Annotated in this window: 9 protein-coding genes; 5 read left to right on the top strand and 4 right to left on the bottom strand. The window is 63.5% G+C overall.

The genetic code is table 11. The features are described 5' to 3' along the window. Nucleotides 1-6: 6 nt before the first annotated feature. Complete coding sequence (locus DUPY_RS18350; protein WP_070249843.1) at nt 7-1,962, bottom strand: dipeptidyl-peptidase 5; 1,956 nt, start codon at nt 1,960-1,962, stop codon at nt 7-9. A gap of 95 nt (nt 1,963-2,057) precedes the next feature. Between DUPY_RS18350 and hemE the strand changes: the two genes are divergently transcribed. Together hemE and DUPY_RS18340 are read left to right on the top strand one after the other, a co-directional pair. Further along, nucleotides 2,058-3,140, top strand: coding sequence for a uroporphyrinogen decarboxylase (gene hemE / locus DUPY_RS18345; protein ID WP_070249962.1), 1,083 nt, complete (start codon nt 2,058-2,060; stop codon nt 3,138-3,140). Between the two features lie 566 nt (nt 3,141-3,706). Next, nucleotides 3,707-5,743: a primosomal protein N' gene (locus DUPY_RS18340; RefSeq protein ID WP_070249841.1), complete on the top strand. Its 2,037-nt coding sequence runs from the start codon at nt 3,707-3,709 to the stop codon at nt 5,741-5,743. Here DUPY_RS18340 and DUPY_RS18335 read toward each other — a convergent pair. Next, on the bottom strand, nt 5,740-6,642 hold the full coding sequence (locus DUPY_RS18335) for an ArgP/LysG family DNA-binding transcriptional regulator (RefSeq protein ID WP_070249839.1): 903 nt from the start codon (nt 6,640-6,642) through the stop codon (nt 5,740-5,742). The genes DUPY_RS18340 and DUPY_RS18335 overlap by 4 nt on opposite strands. A 105-nt stretch (nt 6,643-6,747) precedes the next feature. Between DUPY_RS18335 and DUPY_RS18330 the strand changes: the two genes are divergently transcribed. Then, entirely contained in the window at nt 6,748-8,187 is a 1,440-nt protein-coding gene (locus tag DUPY_RS18330) for a dihydrolipoyl dehydrogenase (RefSeq protein WP_070249837.1), read from the top strand. A 104-nt stretch (nt 8,188-8,291) separates the two neighbouring features. On the opposite strand, the gene DUPY_RS18325 is transcribed toward DUPY_RS18330, so the two are convergent. Next, complete coding sequence (locus DUPY_RS18325; protein WP_070249835.1) at nt 8,292-8,774, bottom strand: SRPBCC family protein; 483 nt, start codon at nt 8,772-8,774, stop codon at nt 8,292-8,294. Nucleotides 8,775-8,914: 140 nt separating this feature from the next. Between DUPY_RS18325 and DUPY_RS18320 the strand changes: the two genes are divergently transcribed. Together DUPY_RS18320 and DUPY_RS18315 are read left to right on the top strand one after the other, a co-directional pair. After that, complete coding sequence (locus tag DUPY_RS18320) at nt 8,915-10,984, top strand: UvrD-helicase domain-containing protein (RefSeq protein ID WP_070249833.1); 2,070 nt, start codon at nt 8,915-8,917, stop codon at nt 10,982-10,984. Nucleotides 10,985-11,027: 43 nt separating this feature from the next. After that, nucleotides 11,028-11,237 (top strand): SlyX family protein, encoded by a 210-nt coding sequence (locus DUPY_RS18315; RefSeq protein WP_070249831.1) that lies wholly within the window; start codon nt 11,028-11,030, stop codon nt 11,235-11,237. A 357-nt stretch (nt 11,238-11,594) separates the two neighbouring features. Here the strand turns inward: DUPY_RS18315 and DUPY_RS18310 are convergent, their stop codons facing one another. Beyond that, nucleotides 11,595-12,062, bottom strand: a complete 468-nt coding sequence (locus tag DUPY_RS18310) for a heme-degrading domain-containing protein (protein WP_070249829.1) — start codon at nt 12,060-12,062, stop codon at nt 11,595-11,597. Between the last annotated feature and the right edge of the window lie 52 nt (nt 12,063-12,114).

The raw sequence follows: 12,114 nt of genomic DNA, 5'->3' as shown, positions 1-12,114 counted from the left end.
TGACTCTCAGTCGGGCAAATTATCGATGTGAACCGGCGCCGGCGCGGCTGCGTCGTGCAGGCCGAACATGCGCTGGTAAAAATACAGTTCCGCAGCCAGGGTGCGCACGATGTTCTCGCCCTTGCGGAAGCCATGGCCTTCGCCTTCGAGCGGCACGTACGCCACCGGCACGCCGCGCGCGCGCAGCGCGTCCACCATCATCTCGGACTGCTGCGGCGGCACCACCTTGTCGTCCAGCCCCTGGAAGAAGATCATCGGGCGCTTGAGTTTATCGGTGTGGTTGATCGGCGAGCGGGCCTGGTACAACACCTCGGCCTGCGGCTGCGGCGCGACCAGGTAGGCATTGTAGTGCGATTCGAACTTGTGCGAGTCCTGGTCCAGCCCTTTCAGGTCCGACACGCCGTAATAACTGGCGCCGACCTTGAACACGTCGTGGAACGTCAGCGCACACAGCGTGGTCAAGCCGCCGGCGCTGCCGCCCCGGATGATCAGGCGGTCGTTGTCGGCCAGGCCGCGTTCGACCAGCGCGCGGGCGCCGGCCACGCAGTCTTGCACGTCCACGATGCCCCACTGGCCGCGCAGCAGGTCGCGGTAGGCGCGGCCAAAGCCGGTGCTGCCGCCGTAGTTCACATCGAGTACGCCGAAGCCGCGGCTGGTCCAGAACTGCGTCGCCAGTTTCAGGGTATTGACGGCCATGCCGGTGGGGCCGCCGTGGCTGATCACGATCACCGGCGGTTTTTCACCGTCGGGCGCGGCAACGTCGGCGTTGCGCGGCGGGTAGAAGAAGGCGTAGGCGGTGCGGCCGTTGCTCGGGAATTCGAGGTTGATCGGCACCGACAGGTTGGCTTCGTCGGGCAGGTCGTCGATCGACTGCGCCAGGATTTCCACGCCCTCTTCGGTAAAGTCGATGCGCGCCAGCTCCAGCGCGATGGTCGGGCTGCCGGCCAGCATGGCCACGTAGCCGGGCGCCACCCGCAGTTCGCGGATTTCCTGATACGGATTGGCGATCGGCTCCAGCTTGCCGCTGGCCGGCAGCAGGCGCGCCAGGCGGCTGACGCCCTTGTCGATATAGGTGCAGATGATTTCGCCGGCCGAGCGGAAACCGTACATCGCGTTACCGAAGGTCCAGTGCGGACCGCCGAATTCGGCCTCCATCGGGCACAGCGCCTCGATTTTTTCGCCGCTGGCGCGCTGGCGGTACAGGTTCCACCAGCCGCTGCGGTCCGACACGAAGTGCAGCAGGCCGTCCGGCGACCATTCGGGCTGGCAGATCGATTCCTCGGCGCCGCCGGCCACTTCTACCGGCGCGGACAGGGTGCCGTCCTGCTGGACGTCGGCGCGCCACAGCGTGGTGCCCTGCCACGGCATGCGCGGGTGGTCCCAACTCAGCCATGCCAGCGTGCGGCCATCGGGCGAGAGGCGCGGCGACGAGTAGAAGTCGGCGCCTTCCACCAATACTGTTTCAACGCCGTCGAAGCCCACCGCGCAGAGGGTGTTGACCGGCTGCGCGTGTTCGTCGTCGCCATGCAGTTCGCGCACGCCGATCAGGCGCTCATGGGCGGCATCGAGCACGAAGTCGGCAAAGCGGTGCTTGCCGCCCTGCGACAGCGCCACCGGCGCGGCGTTGTCTTCTTCGATGGCCAGGCGGTACAGGCGGTTATCGACAAAATGCGAAAAATACACGGTGCTGCCGGCGACCAGGTACGCGCCGCCGCCGTATTCGTGCACGCGGGTGCGCACGTTGAACGGTGCTGGCGTCAGTTCCTGCGTTTCGGCGCCGTGGTGGCGCAGCAGGGCGTTGCGGCCGCTTTCTGCCGCGCGGCCGGCCAGCCAGAAGATGTCGTTGCCGTCCGCGCCGCCCACCTGCAGGCCGGACATGGGCGTGGCGCCGGCCGCCACGCGTTCGGCGGTAATCGTCGAGGTCCAGGTTCCATGGGGTGCGACGGGGGCGATGGTGGTCATGGCTTCTCCAAAAAGGGTGAACAAAGAGGCAAGCTTCCAGCGAAAGCGCACCCGGAGTGCGATAATAATCCTTTCGCCGCCATTTGATGACCTCCATGCCACAATTCGCCCCGCTCCAGAACGATACTTTCCTGCGCGCGCTGCTGCGCCAGCCGACGGACCACACCCCCGTGTGGCTGATGCGCCAGGCGGGGCGCTACCTGCCGGAATACCGCGCCACGCGCCAGAAGGCCGGCTCGTTCATGGGCCTGGCCACCAATCCCGACTATGCCACCGAAGTGACGTTGCAGCCCCTGGACCGGTTCCCGCTGGACGCGGCGATCCTGTTCTCGGACATCCTGACCGTGCCGGATGCGATGGGCCTGGGACTGTACTTCGTGGAAGGCGAGGGCCCGAAGTTCGAGCGTCCGCTCAAGACCGAGGCCGAAGTGCTGGCGCTGCGCGCGCCGGAACTCGACTCGCTCGACTACGTGTTCAAGGCCGTTACGCAGATCCGCACCGAATTGAATGGCCGGGTGCCGCTGATCGGCTTCTCGGGCAGCCCGTGGACGCTGGCGTGCTACATGGTCGAAGGCCAGGGCTCGCGCGAGTTCCACACCATTAAAAAGATGCTCTACAGCCGTCCGGACCTGATGCACCACATCCTGTCCACCAACGCCCGGGCGGTGGCGGCCTATCTGAACGCCCAGATCGACGCCGGCGCCCAGGCCGTGATGATCTTCGATTCGTGGGGCGGCGCATTGGCTGACGGTGCCTACCAGACTTTCTCGCTCGATTACATGCGCCAGGTAGTGTCCTTGCTTCAGCGCGAAAAGGACGGCGTCAAGATTCCGGCCATCGTCTTCACCAAGGGTGGCGGCCACTGGATCGAGCAGATCGCCGACATCGGCGCCGATGCCCTGGGCCTGGACTGGACCGCCAACCTCACCCGTGCGCGCGCTGCGGTGGGCCACAAGGTAGCGTTGCAGGGCAACCTCGACCCGGCCATCCTGTTCGCCAACCCGGAGCAGATTGTTGCCGAAGTGCACAAAGTGCTCGATGCCTTCGGCAAGCCGCAGAACGGCCATGGCCACGTCTTCAACCTCGGCCATGGTATTTCACAATTCACCCCGCCGGAAAGCGTGTCGGTGATGGTGGAAGCTGTGCACAGCTATAGCCGGGCCCAGCGCGCCAGCTAACGGTTCTCTCCCGGGAAGGGCACGTTTCCTCTGGGGACGTGCCCTTTTTGCTTGGTGCATCCGAGCAAGCAAACCGACTTATGCACAATTTTTTTCACTGCAAAAATAACGGGCACCGCCATTTGCCTCTCTGGGGAGTCGATTGCAAGTCATTGATTTATAACCAGAAAATATGTGTCATGAAAGGCATGGTTGACCATATAGCTCAGGTTGCACACAATCGCTGACCACGTTATTTTGCCATTCTCCACAAAGTTATCCACATAAACTGTGGATAAAAAATAAAAGGCCTTAGTAAACCGCGACTTAGCGCATGGTTGGGGCTAATCTCACTAGCCGGGCGTGTTTATGCTGCGCTTTCCGTGCTAATTACTTTACTTATGCACAGCGGCGCATAAATAGTGGTTTTAAAGTCCTCTCTATGACGGATTTTACAAGTGATTGATTTTAAAGGGAAATAAATTAGCGATCTCACCTGTTTTCGCACGCTTGCATGGGTGATGTCACCACTTTCTGTAGGTTAAGATTCCCTTGTCCACAAAGTTATCCACATAAAATCCGGCTCCATGACTGCACTCTTTCCACATTGCATTTTGCGCATCGCGCTCGATACGCCGCTCAACACAGTTTTCGACTATCGCTGGCATTGCGAGCCCGAGGCGCGGCCGCTGGTCGGGCAATTGGCGCTGGTGCAATTCGGTTCCCGCGAGGTGACCGGGCTGATCGTGGAAGTGCTCGACGAGACCGATGTGCCAGAAGCCAAGCTCAAGGATGCGCTGGCGGTGCGCAGCCAGCTCTCGCCGTTGTCGCCGCAATGGCTGGCGCTGGCTGGCTTTGCCGCCGACTACTACCAGCGCCCGCTCGGCGAGGTGGCGCTGCCGGGCCTGCCCAAGAACCTGCGCGTGGGCACCACGGTGGCGCTCGACCGCGCGATCAGGAAGCTGGCCAAGAACGAGGCGCCGCACGACGCCACGCCCGCCAATCCGCCGCCGCTCAACGCCCAGCAGCAAGCCGCGGCCGACGCCATCGGCGGCGCCAGCGGTTTTACGCCCACGCTGCTGTACGGCGTGACCGGCAGCGGCAAGACCGAGGTGTATCTGCAGTCTTGCGACCAGGTGCTCACGCGCGAGCCGGATGCGCAAATCCTGATCCTGGTCCCCGAGATCAACCTCACGCCCCAGCTGGAAGGCAATATCCGCGCGCGGTTCCCGGGCGTGATGCTGGCCACGCTGCACAGCAGCCTGTCGGAGGGCGAACGCATGCTGCACTGGCTCGCTGCCCACCAGGGCCGCGCGCGCATCGTGCTCGGTACCCGGCTGGCGATCCTGGCCTCGCTGCCCAATTTAAAACTGATCGTCATCGACGAGGAGCACGACCCGTCGTACAAGCAGCAGGAAGGCTTGCGTTACTCGGCGCGCGACCTGGCCGTGTGGCGCGCGTGGCAGTTGCAGATCCCGATCGTGCTGGGCTCGGCCACGCCGTCGCTGGAAAGCTGGCACCACGCGCAGTCGGGCCGCTACCGCAAGCTCGAGCTGCGCGAGCGGGCCGTGAAAAACGCCGTGCTGCCCCAGGTAAAACTGCTGGACATGGAGCGCGACAAGCCGAAAGACGGCCTGACGTCGCAGCTGATCGCCGCGCTCAAGCTGCGCATGGAGCGCGGCGAACAGTCGCTGTTGTTCCTCAACCGCCGCGGCTATGCGCCGGTGATCTGCTGCGAGTCGTGCGGCTGGATCAGCGAGTGCACGCGCTGCACGTCGTTCATGGTGCTGCACCGGCCCGAGCACCGGCTGCGCTGCCACCATTGCAGCCTGGAGCTGCGCATCCCGCGCCACTGCCCCACCTGCGGCAACGTCGACCTGCAACCGCTGGGGCGCGGCACCCAGCGCGTGGAAGAGGGCTTGCAGGCGCTGTTCCCGGAGGCGCGGGTGCTGCGCATCGACGCCGACTCCACCCGCAAGAAGGGCAGCGCGCAGGAAGCATTCGACACCGTGCACCGGGGCGAGGTCGATATCCTGATCGGCACGCAGATGGTGGCCAAGGGCCACGACTTCAAAAAACTGACACTGGTCGGCATCCTCAACCCGGACACCGCCTTGTTCTCGCAGGATTACCGCGCCAGCGAACGGCTGTTCGCGCAGCTGATGCAGGTGGCGGGACGGGCCGGGCGCGCCGGCCGCACCGAGGGCGGCAGCGAGAGCGAGGTGCTGATCCAGACCCGCTATCCGCAGCACCCGTTGTATGGCGCGGTGGTCAACCATGACTACGACCATTTCGCCACCGCGCTGCTGGAAGAGCGCGAACAGGCGGCGCTGCCACCGTACCTGTTCCAGGCGCTGCTGCGCGCTGAAGCGCGCGAACTGGCCACCGCGCTGGAATTTCTGACCATCGCGCGCGATTGCCTGGCCCACCCCAACATCACCATCAACGACCCGATCCCGATGACGATGACGCGCGTGCACAACGTCGACCGCGCGCAGCTGCTGATCGAATCGCCGTCACGCCCGCAGTTGCAGGCATTTTTGAAGGAGTGGATGAAAATGCTGCGCGAGATGAAGACCAGCCGGGTGAAGTGGTCGCTGGAAGTCGATCCGCTCGATATTTAAGCTTGCAGCAGCACCCGCCGCGCCGTGGCCACTAAATGCTCGCTCAGAATGCGGGTAAACGGTGTGTCGAGCTTCCACGCATGCCAGTTGAGCATCACGTCCACGTGGCGGCCCGGCGCCAGGTCCACCAGTCGGTCCTCGGCCAGCGCGCGCGCCACTTGCGGCAGCGGCATCAGGCCGTAGGCCAGGCTGCCGTAAATGCATTCGAGGCTGGCGGCCGAGGGCGGCATGGTGTGGTGCGGGTACGGGCCCTTCAAATCGAGCACGTCGCGCAGGAAGCCTGCGGTCATGTCGGCATCGAAAGTCATGGCTGGCGCCAGTTGGGCTGCTTCGAGTCCGAAGCCGTCGCCGAACCAGTGGCCGGCAAATACCGGCGTGGCCACGCACACGTAGCGCATCACGCCCAGCGGCGTGACGCTGGGGGCAGCGCCGCCGCCCACCGGCTGGTCGTCGGCGCCTGCCTCCGCAACGGCGCCAAATACGCTACCTTCCCGCACCAGATGCAGGGCCCTGGCACGATCGGCCTGTTCGATGTTGAGCTGGCAACGGGGCGGCGACAGCAACGGCTGCAAACCGAGCGGCAACCAGGTGGCCAGGCTGGCCGCATCGACCGCCAATCCCACCTCTGGCATGCTAATCTTGTTGCCGAGATCGATATCGAGCGCCGCTTCCATCAGTTTGACGTTGCGGTGGTGCGACACCAGCCGCTGGCCGAGGCCGGTGGCCACGGCTGGCTGGCCGCGCACGACCAGCAGCCGACCGGCCGCGTCTTCCAGCGCCTTGATGCGTTGCGACACGGCCGACTGGCTGATGCCCAGCGCCAAGGCGGCTTTTTCAAAGCTACCCTGGCTGACGACAGCGTCCAGGACGGCCAATGCACGATAATCGAGGTTGCCCATAAGCTGTACTTATAAAATTTTAAAACGATAAGCAATACTAATTGATTTTTCCATGAAGCAAACTTTCCGTGTTTCAATCGGAACAGCCCCAAGGCAAACCACATAATGAAAACTATCAAGACAGAAGTTGCAGTGATCGGCGGCGGTACCGCTGGCATGACCGCCTACCGCGCCGCGTCCAGCGGCGGCAAGAAAACCGTGCTCATCGAAGGTAACCAGTTCGGCACCACGTGCGCCCGGGTGGGTTGCATGCCCAGCAAATTATTGATCTCGGCTGCCGACGCCGCTCATGCAGTGCGCGAGGCGGCGCCGTTTGGCGTGCAGGCGGGCGAATTGAAGATTGACGGCCGCGCCGTGATGGCGCGCGTACGCAGCGAGCGCGACCGGTTTGTCGGTTTCGTCACCGAAGCGGTGGACGACTATCCGGCCGAGGACAAGCTGCATGGCTACGCCCGTTTCCTCAGCCCGACCAGGCTGCAGGTCGACGAGCACACCATCGTCGAGACCGAGCGGGTGGTCATCGCCACCGGCTCGAGCCCGATCGTGCCCGAGGAGTGGCGCGCCGGTTCGCGCGTGATCACCAGTGACGACGTGTTTTACTGGGACGACCTGCCGACGTCGATCGCCATTGCCGGCGCCGGCGTGATTGGCCTGGAACTGGGCCAGGCGCTGCACCGGCTGGGCGTGCGCGTGACGATTTTCGGGCGCGGCGGCAGCGTGGCGCAATTGGGCGACCCGGAAGTGCTGACCGTGGCGCGCAAGGTGCTCAAGGATGAGCTCGACCTGCGCTTCGATACCAAGGTCGTCAAGGTGGAGCAGCACGGCGAACAGGTCACCGTCACCAGCGAGCACAAGAACGGTGAAAGCCGTACCGAACACTTCGACTTCCTGCTGTCGGCCATCGGCCGCAAACCCAACCTCGACCAGCTGGGCCTGGAGCACACGGGCCTGGTGCGCGACCACCACGGCGTGCCGGTGTTTAACAAGTACACCATGCAGTGCGGCGACAGCGCGATTTTCATCGGCGGCGACGCCGACGACGAGCGCCCGCTGCTGCCCGAGGCGGCCGACCAGGGCCGCATCGCCGGCGACAACGCGGCGCGCTACCCGGACGTGCGTCCGGGCCTGCGCCGCACGCCGCTGGGCATCGCGTTTACCGATCCGCAGATCGCCACGGCCGGCGCCAGCTACAAAGAATTGTGCGAATCGCACCCGGGGCGCTTTGCCGTGGCGCAGGTGTCGTTCGAGAACCAGGGCCGCAGCCGGGTAATGTTGCAGAACAAGGGTTTATTGCGCGTGTACGCGGAGTACCGCAGCGGCCGCTTCCTGGGCGCCGAGATGATCGCTCCGCGCGGCGAACACATCGGCCACTTGCTGGCCTGGGCCGCCCAGGCGGGCCTGAGCGTGTCAGCGATGCTGGACATGCCGTTTTACCATCCGGTGGTGGAAGAGGGTGTGCGCACGGCGCTGCGCCACCTGGCGCACGAGCTGGCCAATGAGCCCAAGCACGACGATCCGTGCGTGGACTGCACGCCGGCGCCGTGATCCAGAGGGCCTAACGGGCCTTCAGAGCATGGTGCAGCGCCGAAGACAGCACGACTGTACGGCAAGGCGCCGCAACGCGGCTCTGGAGGTTCCGTTCGGCGCTCTTAATTGAGCGTGGCGCCGAGGCGGCCTTGGGTCGCCAGCTCGCGGATCATGCCGACGGTATCGATATCTGCTTCCTTGTACGCCGAGCGCTTGAACTCGTCGTACATGGCGTTGGCCGCATCGGTTTCGGCGTCGTGACCGTCGTCGTACTGGAAGCGCACGTACAGCGTGTCCGCAGTCGGCTGCTCGATGCTCATGGTGAGCGTGGACGCGGTGATCTCGTTTTGCGCCGGCACGTCGTACACCACGCGCTGCATTGGCTCCAGGCGCACGCGGTCTTCGATCACCAGCTGGCCGTAGCGCAGGCGGCGGCGGAAACTGTCGTCGGTACGCTCGTCGATGATGGCTTCGTCCAGTTGCGGCACGAACAGCTTGGGCGCTTCGGCGCGCAGCACCAGGCCGCTCCACAGCTGTTCGATCGTCAAGGCGTCGAGCAGCGGGTTGAGCGGGTCGTTGATTTCGATAAGGTGTTCAAATTTCATGGCTAAGCCTGTAGCAGTTGGCGCCAGTGCGCGTTCAGGCCCAGATGGTAACGCAATCGGCAATTTCAACCGCTCTGCCGATCGTCAGAGGCAGGCGCTGCTACAATAGGCGGCTCTTCCGTCCCCTCCTGTTAGCGTTCATGTCCAAACCCTCATTCGGTCTCAACGTCCCGCAAAGTGCGGCCGTTGCCTATCTGGACGGCCCCTGCCTGGTGCTGGCCGGCGCCGGTTCGGGCAAGACCCGGGTGATCACCCAGAAAATCGCCCACCTGATCGAGGACCGCGGCTACGACCCGCGCACCATCGCCGCGCTGACTTTTACCAACAAGGCCGCGCTCGAGATGCAGGAGCGCATCGCCAAGCTGCTCAAGCAGCCCAAGCAGGCCAAGCAGCTGACGGTCTCGACCTTCCACTCGCTGGGCGTGAAAATCCTGCGCCAGGAAGCCAACGGCGTGGGACTGAAAGACCGCTTTTCCATCATGGACAGCGACGACTGCGGCTCGCTGGTGCAGGACCTGGCCATTACCACCGACAAGCAGATCGTGCGCCGCATCCAGACCGATATCTCGCTGTGGAAGAATGGCCTGATCGAGCCGATGGCGGCGCTGCAAAACGCCAAGGACGAAGACGAGGCGCAGTCGGCGCGCATTTATGCCAGTTACGTCGCCACGCTGTCGGCGTACCAGGCGGTCGATTTCGACGATCTGATCCGGCTGCCGGTGGAACTGTTCCGCAACAACGAACCGATCCGTGACAAGTGGCAGCGCCGCCTGCGCTACCTGTTGATGGACGAATACCAGGACACCAACACCTGCCAGTACGAGCTGGTCAAGTTGCTGGTCACCGGCATCAACAAGAAGCCGATGTTTACCGCCGTGGGCGACGACGACCAGGCCATTTACGCCTGGCGCGGGGCGTCGGTGGAAAACCTGAAAACCCTGCAGACCGATTTCCCGGACCTGGAGGTGATCAAGCTCGAGCAGAATTACCGCTCCACCACGCGCATCTTGCAGGCAGCCAACTCGGTGATCGGCAACAACCCGAAGCTGTTCGAAAAATCGTTATGGTCCGAGCACGGCCTGGGTGAGCCGATCAACGTGCTGGGCATGGCCAACGACGACCAGGAAGCCGACCAGATCACCATGATGATTTCGGCCGACCATTTCCAGCGCAAAAACAAGTGGTCCGACTACGCGATTTTGTACCGCGGCAATCACCAGGCGCGCGTGATCGAGCAGGCGCTGCGCAAGGAGCGCATTCCGTACACGATCTCGGGCGGCCAGAGCTTTTTCGACAAGGCTGAAATCAAGGACATCATCAGCTACCTGCGCCTGCTGGCCAATACCGACGATGACCCGGCCTTCATCCGCGCCGTGACCACGCCGCGTCGGGGCGTGGGCCAGACCACGCTGGAAACCCTGGGCACGTTCTCGGGCCAGTGGCAGTGTTCGCTGTTCGAAGCCGTGTTCAAGGGCGGCATCGAGGGCTTGCTGGCCGATAAGCAATTGAAACCCTTGCGCGACTTCTGCAACTTCATCAACAATCTCGAAGCGCGCGCCAGCCGCCCGGGCCCGAGCGGCAGCGGCGACAACGCCGCGCAAGTGCTCGACGACATGCTCGAGGCAATCAACTACGAGTCCTTCCTGTACGACATGTTCGACGAGCGCGCCGCGCAGTCGAAGTGGCAGAACGTGATGGAATTCGTCAACTGGCTCAAGGAACGCGGCCGCGGTGGCAAGGACCGCGACGGCGAAGAAAAGAACGTGCTGGAACTGACGCAGATGGTCGCGCTGATGTCGATGCTCGAAGGGCAGGACGAAGACCCGGACGCAGTGCGCATGTCCACCCTGCACGCCTCCAAGGGCTTGGAATATCCGCACGTGTTCCTGGTCGGTGTGGAAGAGGGCATCCTGCCGCACAAGGGCGACCCGGACGCGCCGGCCGAAACGATTGCCGCGCGGGTGCAGGAAGAACGGCGCCTGATGTACGTGGGCATCACTCGCGCCCAGCGCACGCTGCAAATTACCTGGTGCAAAAAGCGCAAGCGCGCCGGCGAGCAGGTGCACTGCGACCCGTCGCGGTTCATCAAGGAAATGGCGCTCGACGAAGGCACGGCCGCGCCGCAGGAGTCGGAAGTGATCACGCCGAAGGAACGGCTGGCGCGCATGAAGGAACTGTTATCGACCCCCAAGCCGCCGCCAGCCGCGTAGCGGTTGCCTGTAGAATGCCCGCTTCCCAGACTGGAGTACCGCCGTGAGCAATACCGAAGACCGCTTCATCGACCTCGAGACCAAGATCGCCCACCAGGAGCACCTGGTGGAATCGCTGGGTGAGCGCATTTACGAGCAACAACAGCAGCTCGACAAGCTCGAACAGCTATGCGCCGCCCTGATCCAGCACGTGCGCACCCAACCGCAAAACGGCGGCGGCCAACTGCCGCACGAACCGCCCCCGCACTACTAAAAAACTTCGGGGTCAGTGCCTAATGCCGTTAAGTCAAGCTCTGCGTACCCGTCATACCGCATCGGCGGACCGCTGCGAAGGCGGGTATCCAAGTTCTGTGAAATTCGTCGAATTGCCAACGATCCCCGCCTGCGCGGGGACGACGTTTCAGACTAACAAAATTAAGACTTTCCGCTTAACTTAACGGCATTAGCGGCATTAGCGGCATTAGGGTCAGCAGCGGCATTAGGGTCAGTGCCGACATTTGCGGCATTAGCAGCGGCATTAGGGTCAGTGCCGACATTTGGACACGACCTCTGCCTTTAATCCTTGAGCTCGTGTCCGAATGTCGGCACTGACCCCGAACTCAGGTCCGAACTACGCCAGGACTGCGCGCAGCGCTTCGACGGCGATCGCGTGGTCGTCGGCCTGGCGCAGGCCGGAGACCGTGACCGTGCCGATCAGGCCCACGTTCTTGATCACGATCGGGAACGCGCCGCCGTGGGCGGCGTAATCCTGCGGTGGCAGGTACTTGATTTCATCGAAGGCCACGCCACGGTGCTTGTGGTCGATGCCGACAAAGAAGGACGAGCGGCCGAACCGTTCCACCACGTTGTTTTTCCTGCGGATCCAGTCGGCCTGGTCGGCTGCCGCGCCCTGCATGGCGTGGTGGAACACCACCTTGCCGTTGACCGTGATGTTGACGGTGACGACCTTGCCGCGCTGGCGCACGATCTCGATCACTTTCAGGCCCAGCGCCAGCGCGGTATCGCTGGTGAAAGCGGTAAATTGCAGTTCCTGTTCCTGGCGCGTCAGGGTTTCCAGCTGTTCCGCGAAATTTTCCATCGATGTTGCCCTCATGTCACAAAAGTTCAAGTTTCCAGCATAGGGCGAAACG

The sequence above is a fragment of the Duganella phyllosphaerae genome, assembly GCF_001758785.1.
Taxonomy (GTDB): Bacteria; Pseudomonadota; Gammaproteobacteria; order Burkholderiales; family Burkholderiaceae_D; genus Rugamonas; species Rugamonas phyllosphaerae.
This window is presented reverse-complemented; position numbering and strand designations above follow the sequence as displayed.

Bases quoted from the DNA above. Each gene is read 5' to 3' on its own strand.
- hemE (WP_070249962.1), top strand. From the start codon at position 2,058: ATGCCACAATTCGCCCCGCTCCAGAACGATACTTTCCTGCGCGCGCTG.
- DUPY_RS18325 (WP_070249835.1), bottom strand. From the start codon at position 8,774: ATGAAATTTGAACACCTTATCGAAATCAACGACCCGCTCAACCCGCTG.
- DUPY_RS18310 (WP_070249829.1), bottom strand. From the start codon at position 12,062: ATGGAAAATTTCGCGGAACAGCTGGAAACCCTGACGCGCCAGGAACAG.
- DUPY_RS18350 (WP_070249843.1), bottom strand. From the start codon at position 1,962: ATGACCACCATCGCCCCCGTCGCACCCCATGGAACCTGGACCTCGACG.
- DUPY_RS18320 (WP_070249833.1), top strand. From the start codon at position 8,915: ATGTCCAAACCCTCATTCGGTCTCAACGTCCCGCAAAGTGCGGCCGTT.
- DUPY_RS18330 (WP_070249837.1), top strand. From the start codon at position 6,748: ATGAAAACTATCAAGACAGAAGTTGCAGTGATCGGCGGCGGTACCGCT.
- DUPY_RS18335 (WP_070249839.1), bottom strand. From the start codon at position 6,642: ATGGGCAACCTCGATTATCGTGCATTGGCCGTCCTGGACGCTGTCGTC.
- DUPY_RS18340 (WP_070249841.1), top strand. From the start codon at position 3,707: ATGACTGCACTCTTTCCACATTGCATTTTGCGCATCGCGCTCGATACG.